Genomic DNA, 22668 nt, shown 5'->3' with positions numbered 1-22668 from the left:
GGGGAAGGGGAGATCACGCCGGCCCGGCCGCCAGGCGCTGGATCGCGGCCATCGGGACGGGCAGCCAGTCGGGACGGTGCCGGGCCTCGTAGAGCACCTCGTACACCGCCTTGTCGGTCTCGTGGGCGCGCAGCAGCTCCGGCTCGGCGCGTGGGTCGGCGCCGGCCGCGCGGGCGTATCCCTCGCAGTAGGCCGTACGGCAGCGGGCCGCCCACTCCGGGTTCCAAGGGTGGTGCGAGCGGGCCGCGTAGTCGAAGGAGCGCAGCATTCCCGCGACGTCGCGCACGGTCGGCTGCGGACTCCGGCGCTCGGGCAGCGGCCTGGCCGGCTCGCCCTCGAAGTCGATCAGTGACCAGAACCCGTCGTCGCCCCGCAGCGTCTGACCGAGGTGCAGATCGCCGTGGACCCGCTGGGCGGCCCAGCCGCGACCCGTCTCCCCGAGCCCCGCGACCGCGTCGAACGCGGTCCGCAGGCCCGGTACGTACGGGAGGAGTGCCGGGACCGCCTGCGCCGTGGCCTCCAGCCGCTCCACCATCCCGGCCACCAGGTGGAGGGTCCGGTCGTGCGCCAGCGGAGGCGTCGGCAGGGCGGCGGCGAGCGCCGTATGGACCTCGGCGGTGGCCCGCCCGAGCGCGTGCGCCTCGGGCACGAAGTCCCGTCCGGCCGCCAGGGCGGCGAGGGCGAGCTGCCACCCGTCCTGCGCGCCGCGCAGGAACGGCTGCAGCACCCCGAGCGTGAGCGGCTCCGCGCCGGTGGTCGCCTCGAACCAGGCGACCGGCGCCGGGACTCGGCCGCAGCCCTCGAGGCCGAGCGCGAGCGGCAGTTCCAGATCGGGGTTGATGCCGGGGAACACCCGGCGGAAGATCTTCAGGATGAGCGCGTCGCCGTACACGATCGAGGAGTTGGACTGCTCGGTGTCCAGGACGCGCGGGGTGAGACCCGCGGGGACCGGCTCGGCCCGGTCGAAGTGGAGGGGGCCGAGGTGTCCGGGGTTACGGAATCGTTCCAGCAGAAGGTCGGCGACGCGTGGGTCGTGGAGCCCTTCGTACAAGGTGCGCCCGGCCAGCGGCCCTTCGGCGACCTGGCCGATACGTGCTTCGGCCAGCCGCTGCGGCAGCGCCGTGCGCACACCCAGCAGGAGCTGGTAGCAGTCTCCCTGCGACTGCGCGGGCCGCGTGCTCGGTTGGTGGACCCGGACGAGCAGGTGCAGCAGCCCGGGGCCCGCGCTCGCGGCGTCCAGAGGCAGTATCTCCGTCGCGGCCACCAGTGAGAACCCGGTGACGGGCTGCCCTTTGCCCGCGAACCACCGCTGCCGGGGCACCCACTCGTGGAGGAGCGGGGCGAGTGACGGCAGCAGGGCGGTCGTGCCCGTGCTCGCCGGGTGTCTTCTTGTCGTCTTTCTCGATGTTGTGCTCTTCGCCAGGGCGACTCGAGTGGATGCAGCCTCCGACATGGCATCGCGTCCTTTCCCCGGGCACACCACAGGATGCGAAGAGTGTCCCGGATTGCGGCAATGGCTGTCCGGCTGTGCGGGACGTGTCGGGTGAGGAAAAGTCCGATGGATTCGATCAATTGGCCCCAAGGGCCCGAAGGAGCACGGAAGAGCTCGATATGTGGTGAGAGTGCCCCGTGCGGGGCGGTGGAAACCGCCCCGCGGGTGGCGCCTCGGAGCCGAGGCGCCGTCGGCCGCCCGTCACCGGCGGTCAGCCGACCGGGGCGTCCTTCCGCATCCGGAACCAGTAGAAACCGTGGCCGGCGAGTGTCAGCAGGTAGGGCCACTGACCGACGGCGGGGAAGCGTACCCCGCCGATCAGCTCCACCGGATGACGCCCGTCGAAGGCCCGCAGATCGAGTTCCGTCGGCTGGGCGAACCGCGAGAAGTTGTGGACGCACATCACGAGATCGTCCTTGTACTCACGGGTGAACGCGATCACCGCCGGGTTCGACGAAGGCAGTTCGCTGTACGAGCCGAGGCCGAACGCCGGGTTCTGCTTGCGGATCTCGATCATGCGCCGCGTCCAGTGCAGCAGCGACGACGGCGAGGCCATGGACGCCTCGACGTTGGTGACCTGGTAGCCGTAGACCGGGTCCATGATGGTGGGGAGGTAGAGCCGCCCCGGGTCGCTGGACGAGAAGCCCGCGTTGCGGTCCGGCGTCCACTGCATCGGGGTGCGCACGGCGTCCCGGTCGCCCAGCCAGATGTTGTCGCCCATCCCGATCTCGTCCCCGTAGTAGAGGATCGGGGAGCCGGGCAGGGACAGCAGCAGCGCCGTGAACAGCTCGATCTGGTTGCGGTCGTTGTCCAGGAGCGGGGCGAGCCGGCGGCGGATGCCGATGTTGGCGCGCATCCGCGGATCCTTGGCGTACTCCGCGTACATGTAGTCGCGTTCCTCGTCCGTCACCATCTCGAGCGTGAGCTCGTCGTGGTTGCGCAGGAAGATGCCCCACTGGCACCCGGACGGGATCTCCGGCGTCTTGGCGAGGATTTCCGAGACCGGGTAGCGGCTCTCACGCCTGACGGCCATGAAGATCCTCGGCATCACCGGGAAGTGGAACGCCATGTGGCACTCGTCGCCGCCCCCGGTGTAGTCGCCGAAGTAGTCGACGACGTCCTCGGGCCACTGGTTGGCCTCGGCCAGCAGCACCGTGTCGGGGTAGTTGGCGTCGATCTCCTTGCGGACCCGCTTGAGGAAGTCGTGGGTCTCGGGGAGGTTCTCGCAGTTGGTGCCCTCGCGCTGGTAGAGGTAGGGCACGGCGTCCACGCGGAAGCCGTCGATGCCCAGGTCCAGCCAGAAGCGCAGGGCCGAGATGATCTCTTCCTGCACCGCCGGGTTCTCGTAGTTGAGATCGGGCTGGTGCGAGAAGAACCGGTGCCAGTAGTACTGCTTGCGGACCGGGTCGAAGGTCCAGTTGGACGTCTCCGTGTCGACGAAGATGATCCGTGCGTCCGGGAACTGCTTGTCGTCGTCGGCCCAGACGTAGTAGTCGCCGTACGGTCCGTCCGGATCGGTACGTGACTGCTGGAACCAGTCGTGCTGATCGCTCGTGTGGTTCATGACGAAGTCGATGATCACGCGCATGCCGCGCTGGTGCGCGGCGTCCACGAACTCCACGAAGTCGGCGAGGTCGCCGAACTCGGGCAGCACGGCAGTGTGGTCGGAGACGTCGTAACCGCCGTCCCGCAGAGGGGACTTGAAGAACGGCGGCAGCCACAGGCAGTCGACGCCCAGCCACTGCAGATAGTCCAGCTTGGCGGTGAGGCCCTTGAGGTCACCGACGCCGTCCCCGTTGGAGTCCTGGAAGGAGCGGACGAGTACCTCGTAGAAGACGGCGCGCTTGAACCAGTCGGGGTCGCGGTCCTTGGCGGGAGTGTCCTCGAACAGGTCGTGGACAGGCTCATTGACGATCATGGCGTGGGTGACCCTCCGGTCGGCGGGGACGGTCGCAGGGCGACGATGTGCGCGGGTGTCACACCCGGCTCGAGACGCACGTAGAAGGCCCTGCCCCAGTGATAGGTGTCGCCGGTGAGCTCGTCGCGCACCGGCACGCTCTCGTGCCAGTCGAGGCCGAGACGCGGCATGTCCAACGAGACCGTGGCCTCCTGGGTGTGGTGAGGGTCGAGGTTGACGACCACGAGGACGACGTCCGGGCCCGACCGCTTGCTGTAGGCGATCAGTGCGTCGTTGTCGACGGAGTGGAAGTGCACGTCGCGCAGTTGCTGGAGCGCCGGATGGCGACGCCGGACCCGGTTGAGTGAGGTGATCAGGGGTGCGAGCGAGCGGCCCTCACGTTCCGCCGACTCCCAGTCCCTGGGCCTGAGTTCGTATTTCTCCGAGTCGTGGTACTCCTCGCTCCCGGGATGCGCCGGGGTGTTCTCGCACAGCTCGAAGCCCGCGTACACGCCCCAGGAGGGGGACAGCGTCGCGGCCAGCACGGCCCGGGCCTCGAAGGCGGGGCGCCCCCCGTCCTGGAGGTAACCGGGAAGAATGTCGGGCGTGTTCACGAAGAAGTTGGGGCGCATGTACGAGGAACTCTCGCCAGAGAGCTCGGTGACGTACTCGGTGAGCTCGCCCTTCGTGTTACGCCAGGTGAAGTAGGTGTACGACTGCTGGAAGCCGACCGAGGCCAGCGTGCGCATCATCGCGGGCCGGGTGAATGCCTCCGCCAGGAAGATCACGTCCGGGTCGGTGCGGTTCACGTCGGCGATCACCTTCTCCCAGAAGACGACCGGCTTGGTGTGCGGATTGTCGACCCGGAAGATCCGTACGCCGTGCTCCATCCAGAACCGCAGGATGCGCACGGTCTCGCGGACGAGCCCGCTCATGTCCTTGTCGAACGCGATGGGATAGATGTCCTGGTACTTCTTCGGCGGGTTCTCGGCATACGCGATCGACCCGTCCGGGCGGTGGTGGAACCACTCCGGGTGCTCGGTCACCCACGGGTGGTCCGGGGAGCACTGGAGCGCGAAGTCCAGCGCGACTTCCATCCGCAGCGTGCGTGCCGTCGAGACGAAGTGGTCGAAGTCCTCCAGCGTCCCGAGATCCGGGTGCACCGCGTCGTGGCCGCCGTCGGCCGAACCGATGGCCCAGGGCACTCCCGGGTCGCCGGCCCCCGGGGTGAGGCTGTTGTTGGGCCCCTTGCGGTGGGTGGTGCCGATCGGGTGGATCGGCGGGAGGTAGACGACGTCGAAACCCATCGCCGCCACGGCAGGAAGCCGCTCGGCGGCGGTGCGGAACGTGCCGCTCACCCACCTCGTGGCCGGCGGGGCGATCTCCGCCGTGACCGCAGGGCTCTTCTTCCGTGTGGCGGCGGAGGCCGTCTTCGCGGTCTTCGCGGCCCTCGGCTTCCGTGCCGGCTTCGCGGGCGCCACCGGCTCCCGCCGTGCGCCCTCCGAACGCGGGAACAGCTCGTACCAGGAGCCGTACAGGGCGCGCCGGCGCTCGACGGTCAGCGGCAGCGGCCGGGACGCGGTCACCAGCTCGCGCAGGGGATGGCGGCCGAGCGCCTCGTCCACCTCGGGGGCCAGTGCGGCGGCGAGCCGGGCAGCGGGGGAGCGGCCGGTGTCGCGCAGCGCGTCGACGGCGGCCAGCACGGCCTCGCGGCCGTCGTTCTTGGGCACGCCCTCGGCTGCGCGTGCGTAGAGCTCGGCCCCCTCGTCGAGGACGAGAGTGGTGTCGATGCCCACGGGGATCTTGATCTGTGCGGCCGTCCGCCACGTGGTGACGGGATCGCTCCACGCCTCGACGGTATACGTCCAGGCACCCTCGGAAGTCGGGGTGACGTCGGCGCCCCAGCGGTCGGTGCCGGGGGCGAGCTCGCGCATCCGCGTCCAGGGACCGGGCCGTCCGTTGTCGTCGCACAGGACGACGTTGGCGGCCACGGCGTCGTGGCCCTCGCGGAAGACTGTGGCGCTGACCTGGAAGGTCTCGCCCGCGACGGCTTTGGCCGGCCGTCTGCCGCAGTCGACGAGCGGAGTCACGTCCAGGACGGGAATGCGACCGATCATGGAATCACCTGGGGGTCGGAGCTCGGCATGCACGGTGCGCGACGTGGGCGTGAGGGGCTGACCGCGCGCGCCGCGATGGTGGGGTTGCGTCCTTTGTAGCTGCTCGGTCGTCGGCTGGCGGGCTGTGGGCATGGCCGCTCCTGTCCGCGTTCACTCGAATGGCACTCGAATGGCAGGTGCGCGGGGGATTCGGGCTCCGACCGGGGCACCTGAGGTGTGCAGCGCGGGACTGTTCCCCGGGGAGCCTTCCCACCGTTCTCGGGCGGCCAACCCGGCGGTGTGTTAACTCCTGGGTGCAACCGGTGCACACGCTCATGTCCGCGCGCCGGTCCCCCGGCAGTTTCGCGGGCACCTCCGAAGCCTTCCCTGGGATGCGGGGTGCCACAAGTGCACGTGAGGAGGGGAAATCAGCCATATCGCCCGTGACAGATGGGTACGGAACTGGCGCATCTGGCCGACGGGGCTGCCGAGGGTGAAAGGGCACCCGGGGCCCAGGTGACGGATGTGGCGTCAGAAACGGCAGAGGGAGGGCGCGCACGGTGCAACGCCGGGGACCGGGGCGGACGTGCCGGGCGGTCGTGGACCCACTGAGCCGCTCGCGCGCCGTGGTCGCGTACGGCGGCACCCCGCTACCGTCGAGGGTGACGGAGAGGACGTACACCGTCGTGCGTCCCCTCGGATCCGTACGTCCCCTGTAAAGGTGGGATACGTGAAGGCCATTCGTCGATTCACCGTGCGTCCCGTCCTCCCCGAACCCCTGCGACCGCTCAGCGACCTCGCCCGCAACCTGCGCTGGTCCTGGCACACCGACACCCAAGAGCTCTTCCTCGCGGCCGACCCCGAGGGCTGGCGGCCCGCGGGCGCCGACCCCGTCCGGCTGCTCGGTGCCGTCTCCGCCGCCCGACTCGCCGAGCTGGCCGGGGACCAGCCCTTCCTGGACCGCCTCACCGCGGTGTCCGAGGATCTCGGGGAGTACCTCCGCGGCCCGAGGTGGTATCAGAACCAGCTCTCCCAGGGCGCGGAGCTCCCCGAGGCCATCGCCTACTTCTCACCCGAATTCGGGGTGACCGCCGCCCTGCCGCAGTACAGCGGCGGGCTCGGCATCCTGGCGGGTGACCACCTGAAGGCCGCCAGCGACCTGGGTGTGCCCCTCATCGGGGTCGGCCTGCTCTACCGCCACGGCTACTTCCGGCAGAGCCTGTCCCGGGACGGCTGGCAGCAGGAGCACTACCCCGTACTCGACCCCAACGAGCTGCCGCTCACCCTCCTGCGGGAGACCGACGGCACACCCAGCCGGGTGGTGCTCGCCCTCCCCGGAGGCCGTTCGCTGTACGCCTCGGTCTGGCAGGCACAGGTCGGCCGGGTGCCCCTGCTGCTCCTCGACTCCGACGTCGAGGAGAACGCGCCGGGCGAGCGGGACGTCACCGACCGGCTCTACGGCGGTGGCAGCGACCACCGGCTGCTGCAGGAGATGCTGCTGGGCATCGGCGGGGTGCGCGCCGTGCGCACCTACTGCCGGCTGACCGGGCACCCGGCCCCCGAAGTGTTCCACACCAACGAGGGCCACGCCGGATTCCTCGGTCTGGAGCGGATCAGGGAACTCATCCAGACCGGACTGGACTTCGACGCGGCCATCGAGGTCGTGCGGGCCGGCGCGGTCTTCACCACCCACACTCCTGTCCCCGCCGGGATAGACCGTTTCGAACGCCAGCTCGTGGCCCGCCACTTCGGCGACGACGGCGAACTGCCCGGCGTCGCCGTGGACAAGGTCCTGCGCCTCGGCATGGAGACCTACGAGGGCGGGGAGCCCGGTCTCTTCAACATGGCGGTGATGGGGCTGCGGCTCGCGCAGCGTGCCAACGGCGTCTCCACGCTGCACGGTGCCGTCAGCCGGGAGATGTTCTCCGGGCTGTGGCCGGGATTCGATCCCTCCGAGGTGCCGATCACCTCCGTGACCAACGGTGTGCACGCGCCGACGTGGGTCGCGCCCGAGGTTCTGCGCGTCGGATCCGGCACCTTCGCCTCCGAACGGGCGCAGAACGCCCTCGCCGGGGCCGAGGTCGGCACGGCTGACGGCACCGGGGGAGACACGCCCGGGCACGGGAGCGACGTGACCACCGTCCCCGACCGCGAGATCTGGGACCTGCGCAGGGGGCTGCGCGAACAGCTCGTCACCGAGGTGCGCACGCGTCTGCACGCCTCGTGGCGCCGCCGGGGCGCGGGCACCGCCGAGCTCGGCTGGATCGACGACGTCCTCGACCCCGACGTGCTGACCATCGGCTTCGCCCGACGGGTCCCCTCGTACAAGCGCCTGACGCTCATGCTCCACGACCGCGACCGGCTGCGGGAGCTGCTGCTCCACCCGACGCGCCCCATCCAGATCGTCGTCGCCGGCAAGGCGCACCCCGCCGACGACGGCGGCAAGCGGCTGATCCAGGAACTGGTGCGGTTCTCCGACGACCCGCGGGTGCGCCACCGCATCGTCTTCCTGCCGGACTACGGCATGGGCATGGCGCAGAAGCTCTACCCGGGCTGCGACGTCTGGCTCAACAACCCGCTGCGTCCCCTGGAGGCGTGCGGGACCAGCGGGATGAAGGCGGCGCTGAACGGCTGCCTGAACCTGTCCGTGCGCGACGGGTGGTGGGACGAGTGGTTCGGGTCCGACTTCGGCTGGGCGATCCCCACCGCCGACGGCTCCGCCACCGGCGAGGACCGGCGCGACGAGCTGGAGGCCAACGCCCTCTACTCGCTCATCGAGGACCGCGTCGCCCCGCGCTTCTACGACCGCAACGCCGAGGACCTGCCCGAGCGGTGGATCGAGATGGTCCGCAGCACACTGGTCACCCTGGGGCCCAAGGTCCTCGCCGGACGCATGGTGCGTGAGTACGTGGAGCGGCTCTACGCCCCCGCGGCCCGGGCCCGCCGGGCACTGGAACCCGCGGCCGCCCGGGAGCTCGCAGCCTGGAAGTCCAGGACCCGCGCGGCCTGGCCACAGGTCGCCGTCGACCATGTGGAAGCCGCGGCCGACACGGTCGTCGGCGAGTCGGCGGAGCTCGGGTCCACCCTTGCGCTCCGGGTCCGGGTGACCCTGGGCGGTCTCGACCCGGACGACGTGGAGGTGCAGGTCGTCGCCGGGCGGGTCGACTCCGGTGACGCGATCGCGGAGGCCCGGACGTATCCGCTGAAGCCTGCGGGCGGTCACGACCTGGAGGGCCGCTGGCTCTACGAGGGCCCGCTCGCCCTCGACCGCACCGGCCCGTACGGATACACCGTGCGCGTCCTGCCCTCGCACCCGCTGCTCGCTTCGGGCGCGGAGCTCGGCCTCGTCGCGGTGCCGAACGCGTCCACGGGCGACGGCGGAGGGGTGCTCCTGCGCTGACGTCCCCGCTCCCGGTGGGCCCGGCGTGGGTGCGGCGCCGGGCCCACCGCTGTGCCCTGTGGCCCCACCGAACGACCGGCAGGGGTTTTTTCGCCGTGACCTCGCTAACATGACAGCCCTGCCGGTGCTGCCCAGCAGCCACCGACGTGACGAGCGAGGCGTTCCCCCGGACGCGAGTGGAGGTCAGCACGGTGAACGGCGGCGGAGGCCGAGCGAGACGCCTGACCCGTCGGCCGGCCGCCCAGGGGGGTGTCTCCCGGCGGCTGCACATCCGTCAGTCCGAGCCAGGGTCCCTGCGTGGTGACCGTTTCACCTCCGCGGTCCGGATGCGGTGGCTCAACGCGGCGAGCACCCGGATCGGTACGACCCTCGACCTGGAGCGGACGGCCGAGGAGCTGGCAGCCTTCAGCGTCCCCAGACTGGCCGACGGCGCGGCCGTGGATCTGCTGGAGTCCGTGCTGCGCGGCGAGGAGGGTGAGCGCGTCACCGGCGCGGCGGTCCCCGTCACCCGCGCCATGGCGGTCCGGGCGATCGACTCGCTGAAGGGTCTCGAACCGTCACCCGTCGGTGAGGTGGTCGACCGCAGGGAGCGGCGCGAGACGCTGCTGACCACCGAGTGCCTGCGCAACGGCCGGCCCGTACTGGTCAGCCGGATGACGCCGCGGGACTACGACCGCGTCACCCCCACCACGAGCGCCGCGGTGGCCATGAGGCGCCAGGGTGTCCACAGCTACATGGCCGTGCCCCTGATCGCGCGCGGTGTCCTGCTGGGCTCCGCCGACTTCGTGCGCGCGGGGGACAGCCCGCCCTTCAACCGCGCGGATCTGGACCTGGCCGGGCAGCTGGCCTCCATGGCCGCCGTCTTCATAGACAACGCGCGGCTCTACGGGCGGGAGCGCGAGCACGTCGTCTCGCTCCAGCGCTCCCTGCTCCCGCGTGCCACCCCCCGTACGCCGGGACTGCGGGTGCACGCCCACTACGCGCCCGCCGTCGACGCGCACGGGGTGGGCGGCGACTGGTACGACGTGGTGGCGCTGCCCGGCGGCCGCACGGCGCTGGTCGTCGGTGACGTCACCGGCCACGGTCTGCCCGCCGCGGCCACCATGGGCCGGCTGCGGACCGTGGCCCGCACCCTCATGACGCTGGACATCGCGCCCGACCGGGTGCTGGCCAGGCTGGACCTCGCGACCCGTGACCTGGAGGACGACCAGGTCGCCACCTGCCTGTGCGCGGTGTACGACCCCGCGGACTCCAGCTACACGATCGCGAGCGCGGGGCATCCGCCGCCGCTGCTGGTGGACGCCGGGGGCACGGCCCGCTATCTCGACGTACCGGTCGGGGCGCCGCTGGGAGCGGGAGTCATCCCGTACGACCCGCTGCGGCTGCGCGGCCCGGTCGGCGGCAGACTCGTGCTGTACACCGACGGGCTGATCAAGACACGGACCGACGACGTGGACGTGCAGCTGGAGACGCTCCGTACGTCCGTCGCCGTGATGCCCCCCGAACTGCTCGACTCCGGGAAGCCGTTGACCTGCCCCAGACAGGACGACGGCCGGTTCGACGAAGCGGTGCTGCTCGTAGCCGGGGGCCATGAGCTGCCGGCCGATGTCCGGCTGAGGGAGTGGGACCTGCCCACGGAGGGGAACCCCGCCTCCACGGCCCGCAAGCTCGTCACCGAGCAGCTCGCCCTGTGGGGTCTCGACGATCTCGCGGACGTGACGGAACTGGTCGTCAGTGAGCTGGTCGGCAACGCCCTGCGGTACGGCGGCGGGCCCGGCCGGCTCAGACTCCTGCGCGACGAGCGACTGGTGGTGGAGCTCGCCGACACCGGGCCCGACCTGCCGCAGATCCAGCACGCCGACGTCAGCGACGAGGGCGGCCGGGGACTCCAGCTCATCAACCTGCTGTGCCGGAGCTGGGGTTCGTGCCGCACGGCGACCGGCAAGGTGGTCTGGGCCGAGCAGAACATCCCCGACTGAGCGCGGGACGACCCGGGGAAGCGTGCTCCCCCGGGCCGTCGGACGTCCTCCGCGCCGTCCGGGGACGCCTTGTCAGGCGCCCCCGGGCGGTGCTCAGAAGGTCAGCTTGACGCTGTTGAAGGTGCCGGTGTCGCCGGAGTAGACGTCCTGGATCCTGAGGTTCCAGGTGCCGTTGGCCACCTCGGACGAGGCGTTGACCGTGTAGGTCGCCACCACGTTGTCCGCGGAGTCGCTGGACGAGGAGTTCTTCAGCCGGTACGCCGTCCCGTCCGGGGCGACCAGGTCGAGGACGAGGTCACCGCGGTAGGTGTGCGTGATGTTGACCGCCACCGACAGGGTGCTCGGTGCGTTGCCGGTGAGGCCGGTGACGGCGACCGGGATGTTGGTGGTGCTGCGGTCGGGGAGAGCCTTCACGGTCGTGTTCTGGAAGACCTTGCCACCCGGGTCCGGGTCGCCGCCGGGGCGCGAGCCCACGGCGATGCCGGCCCAGGCGTTGGCGACCGCGGTGTACTCGGCGCTGGTGGCGCCGTACAGCTCGGTGGCCACGGCCAGGGTGCCCGTGCGGGCCGCGGCGTAGTTCGTCGTGGAGGTGAACTTCGTGGTGAGCGCCTTGAACCAGATCTGCAGCGCCTTGTCCCGGCCGATGCCGGTCACCGGAAGGCCGTCCGATGTCGGGGAGTTGTAGGACACCCCGTTGACGGTCTTGGCGCCGCTGCCCTCGGAGAGCAGGTAGAAGAAGTGGTTGGCCGGGCCCGAGGAGTAGTGGACGTCGACCCCGCCGATGCCGGAGTACCAGTAGTCCTTGGACGCGCCGTCCTTGCTCGGCTTGTCCATGTAACGCAACGGCGTGCCGTCGCCGTTGATGTCGATCTTCTCGCCGACGAGGTAGTCGCCCGGGTCGGTGGCGGTGTTGGAGTAGAACTCCACACCCGCCGCGAAGATGTCCGACGTGGCCTCGTTGAGGCCGCCCGACTCGCCGCTGTAGTTGAGACCGGCGGTGTTGGAGGTGACGCCGTGCGTCATCTCGTGGGCAGCCACGTCCAGCGAGGTCAGGGGCGCGAGGTTGCCGCTGCCGTCGCCGTACGTCATGCAGAAGCAGCTGTCGGACCAGAACGCGTTGACGTAGTTGTTGCCGTAGTGCACACGCGAGTACGCGCCGACTCCGTCACCCCGGATGCCGGTGCGCCCCATGACGTTCTTGTAGAAGTCCCACGTCTCCGCGGCGCCGTAGTGCGCGTCGGCCCCGGCGGTCTCGGTGTTGGACGCGCTGCCGTTGCCCCAGACGTCGTCCGGACCGGAGAACAGAGTCCCGGTGCCGGACGTGCCGCGGTTCAGGTTGTACGTCTTGTGGCTGCCGCGCGCGGTGTCGGTCAGGTTGTACGAGCTGCCGGAGCCGGAGGTCCCCAGCGTGACCGTGCCGCTGTACTGCGTGTTGCCGGTGCCGTTCTCGATGGCCTGCCACTCGAACAGCTTCGCGCCCGACGAGGCGTCGGTGATGACGTGCAGCTCGTTCGGCGTGCCGTCGTGCTGGAGGCCGCCGACGACGGTCTCGTACGCGAGCTGCGGGGTGCCCTTCGCCGCCCAGACCACCTTGCGCGGGGCCTTGCTCGCCTCGGTGCTCTTCGAGCCGTCGGCCCTGGCCGCGGTAAGAGCCTGCTTCTCAGCGGCGGCCGGCGCGACGTCCGCCGCGGTGCCGACAGCCTCCAGCTGTGCTCCGGTCGCCTTCGACGCCTTGGTGACGCCCTCGGTCTTCCCGGCCTTGGACTCGGCCACGACGAGGTCGCCACCGAGGACAGGGAGCCCGTCGAGCGTGCGCTCGTAGCGGGTGTGCGTGGTGCCGTCGACATCCTTGACGACATCCCGTACCACGAGCTTCTCCGTCGACCCGAGGCCGAGCTCCTTGGCGGTGGCCGCCTTGGTGGAGTTGGCCTCCCGGAGCAGTTCGGCGCGCTGGGCGGGGGAGAGCTTCGCGGGCAGCGCGCCGGGGTCGGCGCCCTTCACCGCGGCGGCGGGGGCTGCGGTGGCGCTTTTGGGGGCGGCCGTTGCGGCACCGCCCTGCATTCCGACGGCGAGGAGGGCGGCTGCGGCTATCAGAGCGCCGGTCGCGGTGGCACGACGGCTGGGGGTGGGTCTCACGCGGACTCCTTCTGCGAGGGGGGTCACGGCCGACTGGGTGAGCCGACCGGCAGAGCAGGCGGTGCGCGGAACGGGGGAAGAGTGTCAGCAGAAACGTGTGCGTGTCAGGACCGCGTCAACACATTGGCCGGAAGTCGTCCGTTGCCGGAAGTGCCGTGTTCGTTAAGCGGACGTTTCGCCGTGTGTCATACCGGTGCTGTAGTGGGGGTGCCGGGATGCCGACGGGCCGGAAATCGCGGGATGGCTTGAGATTTCGTTCGAATTCGCGATGTTCGAACAGAGATGCCTGCGGGAGGTGCGGAAACGGCGTCGGGACGGCGCGGAACTGTGGCCAGTTCCGCGCCGTCCCGAACGGTCACTCAGGATGCACCGAAGGGGCGCCGGAACCGCGGCCGCGCGTGCCGGGTGCGGACCGCACCCGGCACAGCCGTCACGCCAGGCTCTCGCGCCACGCGCGGTGCAGGCCCGCGAACCGACCGGTCCCTCCGATGAGATCGGCCGGGGCGCCGTCCTCCACCACGCGCCCCTGCTCCATGACCAGTACCCGGTCGGCGATCTCCACGGTCGACAGGCGGTGCGCGATCACCACCGCCGTGCGCCCGTGCAGCACGGTGTCCATCGCCCGCTGCACCGCGCGCTCGCCGGGTACGTCGAGCGAACTCGTCGCCTCGTCCAGGATCAGCACAGCCGGATCCGCAAGCAACGCCCTTGCGAAGCCGACCAGTTGGCGCTGTCCGGCAGAGATGCGGCCACCCCGCTTCCGGACGTCGGTGTCGTAGCCGTCGGGCAGGGCGCTGATGAAGTCGTGCGCCCCGATCGCCTTGGCCGCGTGCTCGATCTCCTCGGGGGTCGCGTCAGGCCGGCCGATCGCGATGTTCTCGGCGATCGTCCCGGAGAACAGGAACGCCTCCTGGGTCACCATGACCACGCCACGGCGTAGTTCGTCGGTGGCCAGATCGCGCAGATCGGTCCCGTCGAGCAGCACCCGGCCCTGCGTCGGGTCGTAGAAGCGCGCCAGCAGTTTGGCGAGCGTCGACTTGCCCGCGCCCGTCGAGCCGACCACAGCCACGGTCTGGCCCGCCGGGATCGTCAGGCCGAAGCGCGGCAGGACCTCGCCACCGGTCCGGTAAGCGAACCGCACCCCGTCGAAGGTCACCTCGCGGCCCGGGTGCTCACCGGCCGAGGGCGGCAGCGACTTCGGGGCGAGCGGTTCGGGGACCGTGGGCGTCTGGGCCAGCAGGCCGGCGACCTTCTCCAGTGAGGCCGCCGCCGACTGGAAGGAGTTGAGGAACATCGCGAGCCGGTCGATCGGGTCGTAGAGCCTGCGCAGGTAGAGCACCGCCGCGGCGAGTACGCCCAGCGCCAGCGTGCCCGACGCCACCCGGTAGGCGCCCCACAGGACCATGCCGGCCACCGCCGTGTTGGCGACGAGCCGGGACCCGACGACGTAACGGGCCATCTCCAGCAGGGCGTCGCCGTTCGTGCGCTCGTGGCGGTGGTTGAGCACCGCGAAGTCCCGGTCGTTGACGCGCTCCCGGCGGAAGGCCTGCACGGGACGGATCCCGTTCATCGTCTCGGCGAACTTCACGATGACCGCGGCGATCGCCGACGAGCGGGCCGAGTAGGCCTTGGCGGCCCGTCGCCGGTAGCTCCGCACCAGCAGGTACAGGGGGGCGAAGGAGGCCACCGCGATGGCACCGATACCGAGGTCGAGCCAGAGCAGAAGCAGCGAGATCGACACGAACGAGAGGATGACGCCGATCAGTTCCTGGAGGCCTTCGCTGAGCAGTTCGCGCAGGGACTCCACGTCCGTGGTCGAGCGCGAGATCAGCCGGCCCGACGTGTAGCGCTCGTGGAAGTCCACACTCAGCGCCTGAGCGTGCCGGAAGATCCGGCCGCGCAGATCCAGCAGCACGTCCTGGTTGATCCGCGCGGCCGCCCGGATGAAGGCGTACTGCATGATCCCCGCGGCCAGCGAGCACAGCGCGTACCCGGCTCCGACGGCGGCCAGCGGGCCGTAGTCGTGGTCCCGGAACGCGGGCACGCCGCTGTCGATGGCGTACGCCACCAGCAGCGGACCCGCCTGCACGGCCGCCTGCTGGACCAGCAGGAGGAGGGAGGCCACCACCACCCTGGCCCGCATCGGGCCGAGCAGGGACATCAGCAGCGCGCGGGTGGCGCCCCTGGGTGCCGGCAGGGAGTCACCCTCGAAGGCGTCGTCCTCTCCCGGCGCCCGTCCGGACTCATCGCCGGGCAGGCCGTCGCCGGCCAGGGCGGGGCCGTCGGCAGTCGTACTGGTCATCGGGCGCCGCCCTCCTCGGGGACGAGAACACCGGCGCCGTCACGGGCACCGGACATCAGCCAGGCGTACTCCGCGCTGGTCCGCAGGAGTTCCTGATGGGTGCCCACGGCACTGATCCGGCCCTCCGACAGGAGCGCCACCCGGTCCGCGAGCATCACGGTCGACGGGCGGTGGGCGACGACCACGGCCGTCGTCTCCGCCAGGACCCGCCGCAGGGCCGCCTCCACCAGGGTCTCCGTGTGCACGTCCAGGGCGGAGAGGGGGTCGTCGAGCACGAGGAACCGGGGTCTGCCCACCACGGCACGGGCCAGCGCGAGGCGCTGCCGCTGGCCGCCGGAGAGACTCAGCCCCTGCTCCCCGACCGGGGTGTCGACGCCCTGCGGGAGGTCGTCGACGAAGCCGGCCTGGGAGACCGCCAGTGCGCGGCGCAGGTCCTGTTCGCCCGCGTCCTGTGCTCCCATCAGCACGTTCTCCCCGACCGTGGCCGAGAAGAGGGTCGGTTCCTCGAAGGCCACCGACACCAGCTCGCGCAGCCTGGGGCGTTCCATGAGGGCGATGTCCTCACCGTCCAGCAGGATCCGGCCGGCGGTCACGTCATGGAGCCGTGGGACGAGCGCCGTCAGGGTCGTCTTGCCGGAACCCGTCGCCCCCACCAGGGCCATCGTCTCGCCGGGACGGATCCGCAGGTCGATCCGGGCGAGCACGGGCGGGGAACCGGGTCCGGCGTCGGGGTAGCGGAACTCCACCCCCTCGAAGACGATGCCCTCCCGTCCGTCACCGGCCTTTCCCGAGGCGCCGTCCGGCACCTGGGGCTCCGGCTCCTCCGCGACGTCCATCACCTCGAAGAAGCGGTCGGCGGCAGTGGCCGACTCCTGGCTCATCGCCAGCAGGAACCCGATCGACTCGACCGGCCAGCGCAACGCGAGGGCGGTCGACAGGAACGCCACCAGCGTCCCGGCCGACAGCCGGCCGTCCGCCACCTGCACCGTGCCGAGCACCAGCGCCGCTCCGATGGCCAGCTCGGGGATTGCGGTGATGAGGGCCCAGATCCCGGCGAGCAGCCTCGCCTTGCCGAGCTCCGTGCCGCGCAGCCGCTGGGCGAGCGTGCGGAAGGCCAGCGCCTGGCTGCGGTTCCGGCCGAAGCCTTTGACGATTCGGATGCCGAGCACGCTCTCCTCGACGACCGTCGTGAGGTCACCGACCTGGTCCTGGGCCTTGCGGGCGACGACCGCGTACTTCGTCTCGAAGAGCGAGCAAAGGATCATCAGCGGGACCGCGGGCACCAGCAGTACCAGTCCCAGGGACCAGTCCTGGGCGAACAGGATGACGAAACCGGCCAGGATCGTGGCCCCGTTGACCAGCAGGAAGGTCAGCGGGAAGGCCAGGAACATCCGCATCAGCATGAGGTCCGTCGTGCCGCGCGAAAGCAGCTGCCCCGAGGGCCAGCGGTCGTGGAAGGCCACGGGCAGTCGCTGCAGATGGCGGTAGAGGTCCGCGCGCATGGCCGCCTCGACACCCGCCAGCGGCCGGGCCACGAGCCACCGCCTCAGCCCGAACAGCCCTGCCTCCAGAATCCCCAGCAGCAGCAGCCAGAGCGCCCCCAGCCACACGCCGCCCGGGTCGCGCCGGGCGACAGGCCCGTCCACCATCCACTTCAGCACCAGGGGGATGACCAGGGTGAGACAGGAGGCCAGAACCGCCACGAGGGCGGCGCTGGCCCAGCGCATGCGCACCGGCCGGACATAGGGCCACAGTCGCAGGAGGGAGCGCACGGCGGACCGGTCCGTGGGCTCTGCAGGTTTTTCGGGCATCAGGAGTGAGCCTAAGGTTCACCACTGACATCGCCCACCTGGTTTTCCGGTCACTCCGTCCGGTCGCAGCGCCGCATCAACCGATCGGCCGATGTGGTCCGAGCGCGTCGGCGGATGCCGGCGCGGGCCGCCCGCAGGAACCCTTGCGGGCATGGCAATCATCGAAGTGCACGGTCTCCACAAGGCCTACGGGGGACGGTCCGTGGTCGCCGGTCTGGACCACCGCCGCCGACCGTCACGAGCTCACCCGGCTGCTCGGCGCCCAGCTGCAGGAGAGCGAGCTCCGGCCCGAACTGACCGTGCGGGAGGCGCTCGAGCTCTACAGCGCGTTCTACCGGGCGCCCGTCGACCGGCGTGCGCTCGCGGGGCGCCTGGGGCTGGACGGCCATCTGGACCGCACCGCGCCGCGGCCGTCGCAGTCGCCTACGAGCGCGGCATCCTCGGCTGAGCCCCCTCACTCCGTCACCCGCAGCAGCAGCACCGACCTGCCCGGCACGGTGAGTACGGCGCCGCCGGTATGGAGCGTCCCCGGGGCGGTGGACTGCTCCTCGCGCGAGGTGTCCAGGACCAGTTCGTAGGCCTGCGCCCAGGGCGGCCCCGGAAGCCGGAAGTCGCACGTGCGGTGGTCGGCGTGCAGGACCGCCAGGAAGCTGTCGTCGGTGATCTGCGCGCCTCGGGCGTCACGGCCCGGGATGTCGCGCCCGGACAGGTAGAGGCCGAGCGTCGCCGCGGGGGCGTACCAGTCGGCCTCGGTCATCTCCTCACCCCGCGAGGTGAACCACGCGAGGTCCCGCAGCCCGTCCGGGGCCTGGGGTGTCCCGGCGAAGAACGCGCGCCGCCGCAGCACCGGATGCCTGTGGCGCAGGGACAGCACCCGGGCGGTCAGCTCGGTGAGCTGCCGCCACTCGGGCCGCTCCAGCAGGGACCAGTCCAGCCAGCTGACCTCGTTGTCCTGGCAGTAGGCGTTGTTGTTGCCCCCCTGTGTACGCCCCATCTCGTCACCGGCGACGAGCATCGGTACCCCGGTCGACAGGAGGAGCGTGGTCAGGAGGTTGCGCAGTTGCCCGCGGCGCAGGGTGTTGACTTCCGGGTCGTCGGTCTCGCCCTCGGCCCCGCCGTTCCAGGAGCGGTTGTCGTTCGTCCCGTCGCGGTTGCCCTCGCCGTTGGCCTCGTTGTGCTTCCGCTCGTAGCTGACCAGGTCGCGCAGGGTGAAACCGTCATGTGCGGTGACGAAGTTGACGGAGGCGTACGGGCGCCTGCCTCCCCAGGCGTAGAGGTCGCTCGACCCGGTGAGCCGGTAGCCGATGTCGCGCACGTCGGGCAGCGCGCCTCGCCAGAAGTCCCGTACGGCGTCACGGTAGCGGTCGTTCCACTCGGTCCACAGCGGCGGGAAAGCACCCACCTGATAGCCGCCGTTCCCGACGTCCCACGGTTCGGCGATCAGCTTGACCCGGCGCAGCACCGGGTCCTGGGCGATCACGGCGAGGAAAGGGGAGAGCATGTCGACGTCGTGCATCGAGCGGGCGAGTGCCGCCGCCAGGTCGAAGCGGAAGCCGTCCACGCCCATCTCCGTCACCCAGTAGCGCAGGGAGTCGGTGATCAGGCGGAGCACCTGCGGCTGCACCACGTGCAGGGTGTTCCCGCAGCCCGTGTAGTCCGCGTAGCGGCGCGCGTCCTGGGAGAGGCGGTAGTAGCCGCGGTTGTCGATGCCGCGCAGGGACAGCATCGGGCCGAGCTCGCCCGCCTCCGCGGTGTGGTTGTAGACCACGTCGAGGATGACCTCGATCCCGGCGTCGTGCAGGGCGCGCACCATCTGCTTGAACTCGCCGACCTGCTGGCCGGTGGTGCCGCTCGCCGCGTAGCCGGCGTGCGGGGCGAAGTAACCGATCGAGTTGTAGCCCCAGTAGTTGTGGAGTCCGCGCCGCAGCAGGTGGTCCTCGTGGGCGAACTGGTGGACCGGGAGCAGCTCGACTGCCGTCACGCCGAGGCGCCTGAGGTGATCGATGGCCGCGGGGTGGGCGAGCCCGGCGTAGGTGCCGCGCAGTTCCGGCGGGATGCCCGGGTGGAGCTTGGTGAAGCCGCGCACGTGCAGTTCGTAGATGACCGAGTCCGCCCACGGGGTCTTCGGCCGGCGGTCCTCGGCCCAGTCGTCGTCGTCGTGGACCACGACGGCCTTGGGCACGAAGGGCGCGGAGTCGCGGTCGTCGCGCACGGTGTCGGCGACGTGCTGGTCGGGCCAGTCCCTCACGTGGCCGTACACCTCGGGCGGCAGGGTGAAGGAGCCGTCCACGGCGCGGGCGTACGGATCGAGGAGGAGCTTCGCCGCGTTCCAGCGGGCTCCGGTCCAGGGGTCCCACCGGCCGTGCACCCGGTAGCCGTACCGCTGTCCCGGGCGCACCCCGGGGACGAAGCCGTGCCAGATCTCGTGGGTCAGCTCGGTCAGCGGCAGCCGGGTCTCGTGTCCCCGCTCGTCGAAGAGGCAGAGCTCGACGGCCTCCGCACCGCCGGCCCAGAGAGCGAAGTTGGTGCCCGCCACACCGTCGGGTCCGACCCGGAAGCGTGCGCCCAACGGCATAGGGGCACCCGGCCATACGGGTGGTTCGTCGGGACCGTTCCTCAGGGCCGGTCCGGTCGCCATGACCCTCCCTGCCGTACGCGGCGTTTCCTCCTGCTCGGCTGTGCTCGACATCCTCAGCCTCCTGCGGCTCGTCGGAACGGCCACCCGCAGAAGGAGTCCGCCGCGTCCCGGCGGCGGCCTTCCTGATGGTGTCCTCACCCCTTGTTCTGCCCACCGGGGACCCCGCACTCACGTTTCCCCCGGCCGACCCCTGTCGTTGGGGGAGCGTGAACCACGTAGCGAAGAGAGCACGGGCGGGTTCGACCGCCGTGCTGACATGGGCAGGACTGTTCACCGTGCTGGCCGTACTGACCGGCTGCACCGGCACGTCGTCGTTCTTCGGTGACGACCGATCACCGGGGGACGCCATCCGGATCGTCCCCAAGGACGGCGCCGCGAACGTCGGCGCGGACAGCCCGCTGGAGGTGACCGTCACCGACGGGCGCCTCGAACGGGTCAAGGTCACACGGATCGAGGACGCGGAGAACCAGGAGGTGGCCGGCCGGATCGCCGGTGACGGCCGTTCCTGGGCTCCCAGGGAGGACGGTTACCGGCTCGGCCTGGCCGGGAAGTACAGCGTCGAGGCGGTAGCGGTGGACGGGGACGGTCACCGCTCCGCCCGTAGCACCACCTTCACCACCCTGGTCCCCAAGGACCGTTTCATCGGCTACTTCAAGCCGGAGAACCGGTCAACCGTCGGTACCGGGATGATCGTCTCCTTCGACTTCAGCCGGCCGGTCACCGACCGGGCCGCCGTCGAGAAGGCCATCCGGATCACCACGGAGCCCGAGGTGGAGGTGGCCGGCCACTGGTTCGGGAAGAACCGTCTCGACTTCCGCCCGGCCGGTTACTGGGAGCCGGGTACCGAGGTCACCGTCGACGTCGGCCTGCGGGACGTCGAGGGCGCCCCCGGTGTCTACGGCAGCCAGCGCAAGAAGGTGAGCTTCCGGGTGGGCCGTTCCCAGACGTCCGTGGTGGACGTCAGGGAGCACACGATGGAGGTGCGCCGCGACGGCGAGCTCGTCAGCTCCGTACCGATCACGGCGGGCGCCGAGAAGACGACGACGTACAACGGGAAGATGGTCGTCTCCGAGCTGCACGACGTGACCAGGATGAACGGCGACACGGTCGGTTTCGGCGGAGAGTACGACATCAAGGACGTGCCCCATGCCATCCGGTTGACGAAGTCGGGCACCTTCCTGCACGGCAACTACTGGGAGTCCCCCGACATCTTCGGTTCGGAGAACACCAGTCACGGCTGTATCGGGCTGCGCGACGTGAAGGGCGGCGGCTCGGACACCCCGGCCGGATGGTTCTTCGAGCGGACGCTCGTGGGCGACGTGGTCGAGGTCGTCAACTCCCCCGACCGGACCGTCGCGCCGGACAACGGCCTCGGCGGATGGAACCTCGACTGGGCCCGGTGGAAGGCGGGTTCCGCGCTGCGCTGACCCCCCGTCCGACCTGCGCAGGTCCCGGAGAACGGCTCTCCGGGACCACCGGGCCGCGCCGCGGTCCGACTTGGGACTGAACGGTGACAGTCCGGGGAACTCCTCGCCACGCGCGGTGTGATTATCTAGCGCTGGCGTGCATGTACAGCGCGCGGGGGTGCGGGCCGTGGCGGGGCCAGGGCCGTGCGAGGGGAGACGACAACAATGAACGGGCAGCCGATATCGGGGGCAGGATCCGGCGCGGGCGGGGAACGGCGTGGGCGCGTGGCCCCCGGACTCCTCCCGCTGGTACTGGGCGCGCTGCTGTTGCTGGTGACCGCGTGCGGTGGCAACGGGACCACCGGCAAAACCGAGGGCAAGGGAGCGCGCGCCGAGGTGGACGACACCAGCGCCTCGCAGGCGGTGGTGACCGTCGCGCCCAAGGACGGCGCCGACGACGTGGCGACCAGCGGCGCGCTGAAGGTCTCGGCCGCACAGGGCAAGCTGAGCACCGTGAAGGTCGCCGACCTCAAGGGCAAGGAGGTCGGGGGCAAGATCGCGGCGGACGGCCTGACCTGGGCACCCGACCGTCATCTGGCCGCCGCCACCAAGTACACGGTGCACGCGGTCGCCAAGGACGCCAAGGGCCGCCAGTCGGCCAAGGACACCACCTTCACGACGCTGGTCCCGCAGAACACCTTCATCGGGCAGTACACCCCCGAGGACGGGTCGACCGTCGGCGTCGGGATGCCGGTGTCGATCCACTTCACCCGGGGCATCACCGCCCCCGAGGCCGTCGAGAAGGCCGTCAGCGTGACGGCCGAGCCGGCCGTGGCGGTCGAGCCGCACTGGTTCGGCAACGACCGCCTCGACTTCCGTCCGGAGAAGTACTGGGCGGCGGGCACGAAGGTGACCCTGCGCCTCGACCTCGACGGTGTCGAGGGCCGGCCCGGGGTCTACGGCAAGCAGGCCAAGACCGTGAAGTTCACGATCGGCCGCAGCCAGGTCTCCACGGTCGACGCGAGGTCGCACCGGATGAAGGTGGTCCGGGACGGCAGGCAGATCAAGGACATCCCGATCTCCGCGGGCGCCCCGGCGACGACCACGTACAACGGCCAGATGGTCATCAGCGAGAAGCTCAAGGTGACCCGGATGAACGGCGACACCGTCGGTTTCGGTGGTGAGTACGACATCAAGGACGTCCCGAACGCGATGCGTCTGTCGACCTCGGGCACCTTCATCCACGGCAACTACTGGGGAGCGTCGGGCATCTTCGGCTCCACCAACACCAGCCACGGCTGCGTCGGGCTGCGGGACGTGCGCGGTGGGTGGGACAGCAAGACCCCCGCCGCGTGGCTCTTCGACAACTCGCTGATCGGCGACGTCGTGATCGTGAAGAACTCCAGGGACAAGGTGATCCAGCCGGACAACGGCCTCAACGGCTGGAACATGGACTGGGCGGAGTGGACCGAGTAGGTCTGACCCGTACGGCGGAAGTGAAGCGGGCCCGG

11 protein-coding genes and 1 pseudogene are annotated in these 22668 nt (G+C 70.8%); 5 read left to right on the top strand and 7 right to left on the bottom strand.

From position 1 onward, the window contains the following. Positions 1–13: 13 nt before the first annotated feature. From ACFU5K_RS21825 to ACFU5K_RS21815, 3 genes are all read right to left on the bottom strand, one after another. Positions 14–1453: a maltokinase gene (locus ACFU5K_RS21825; protein ID WP_384064204.1), complete on the bottom strand. Its 1440-nt coding sequence runs from the start codon at positions 1451–1453 to the stop codon at positions 14–16. 250 nt (positions 1454–1703) lie between these two features. Next, complete coding sequence (treS, locus tag ACFU5K_RS21820; protein WP_384064201.1) at positions 1704–3410, bottom strand: maltose alpha-D-glucosyltransferase; 1707 nt, start codon at positions 3408–3410, stop codon at positions 1704–1706. After that, positions 3407–5506, bottom strand: coding sequence for an alpha-1,4-glucan--maltose-1-phosphate maltosyltransferase (locus ACFU5K_RS21815; RefSeq protein ID WP_384064199.1), 2100 nt, complete (start codon positions 5504–5506; stop codon positions 3407–3409). The genes treS and ACFU5K_RS21815 overlap by 4 nt, the downstream gene beginning before the upstream one ends. Positions 5507–6215: 709 nt before the next feature. Between ACFU5K_RS21815 and glgP the strand changes: the two genes are divergently transcribed. Together glgP and ACFU5K_RS21805 are read left to right on the top strand one after the other, a co-directional pair. After that, positions 6216–8885 (top strand): alpha-glucan family phosphorylase, encoded by a 2670-nt coding sequence (gene glgP, locus ACFU5K_RS21810; protein ID WP_384064196.1) that lies wholly within the window; start codon positions 6216–6218, stop codon positions 8883–8885. Positions 8886–9076: 191 nt separating this feature from the next. Then, positions 9077–10864, top strand: coding sequence for a SpoIIE family protein phosphatase (locus ACFU5K_RS21805; RefSeq protein ID WP_384064220.1), 1788 nt, complete (start codon positions 9077–9079; stop codon positions 10862–10864). A 93-nt stretch (positions 10865–10957) separates the two neighbouring features. Here ACFU5K_RS21805 and ACFU5K_RS21800 read toward each other — a convergent pair whose 3' ends face one another. From ACFU5K_RS21800 to ACFU5K_RS21790, 3 genes are all read right to left on the bottom strand, one after another. Further along, positions 10958–13000, bottom strand: a complete 2043-nt coding sequence (locus ACFU5K_RS21800) for a M4 family metallopeptidase (RefSeq protein WP_384064193.1) — start codon at positions 12998–13000, stop codon at positions 10958–10960. A 430-nt stretch (positions 13001–13430) separates the two neighbouring features. Beyond that, on the bottom strand, positions 13431–15302 hold the full coding sequence (locus ACFU5K_RS21795) for an ABC transporter ATP-binding protein (protein ID WP_384064191.1): 1872 nt from the start codon (positions 15300–15302) through the stop codon (positions 13431–13433). Continuing rightward, the gene (locus tag ACFU5K_RS21790; protein ID WP_384064187.1) at positions 15299–17113 is read right to left on the bottom strand and encodes an ABC transporter ATP-binding protein; all 1815 of its coding nucleotides are present in this window, start codon (positions 17111–17113) and stop codon (positions 15299–15301) included. Before ACFU5K_RS21790 ends, ACFU5K_RS21795 begins: the two co-directional genes overlap by 4 nt. A 151-nt stretch (positions 17114–17264) precedes the next feature. Between ACFU5K_RS21790 and ACFU5K_RS21785 the strand changes: the two are divergent. Continuing rightward, positions 17265–17508: pseudogene (locus ACFU5K_RS21785) on the top strand (ABC transporter ATP-binding protein); the annotation flags it as partial. 59 nt (positions 17509–17567) lie between these two features. Here ACFU5K_RS21785 and glgX read toward each other — a convergent pair. Then, a complete protein-coding gene (gene glgX, locus ACFU5K_RS21780; protein WP_384064184.1) occupies positions 17568–19802 on the bottom strand; it encodes a glycogen debranching protein GlgX in 2235 nt (744 codons plus the stop codon). 155 nt (positions 19803–19957) lie between these two features. Between glgX and ACFU5K_RS21775 the strand changes: the two genes are divergently transcribed. Continuing rightward, entirely contained in the window at positions 19958–21178 is a 1221-nt protein-coding gene (locus ACFU5K_RS21775; RefSeq protein ID WP_384064181.1) for an Ig-like domain-containing protein, read from the top strand. 204 nt (positions 21179–21382) lie between these two features. Beyond that, positions 21383–22633, top strand: coding sequence for an Ig-like domain-containing protein (locus ACFU5K_RS21770; protein ID WP_384064179.1), 1251 nt, complete (start codon positions 21383–21385; stop codon positions 22631–22633). Positions 22634–22668 lie beyond the last annotated feature (35 nt).

This window comes from Streptomyces sp. NPDC057428, assembly GCF_042803195.1.
In the GTDB taxonomy this organism is placed as follows: domain Bacteria; phylum Actinomycetota; class Actinomycetes; order Streptomycetales; family Streptomycetaceae; genus Streptomyces.
This window is presented reverse-complemented; position numbering and strand designations above follow the sequence as displayed.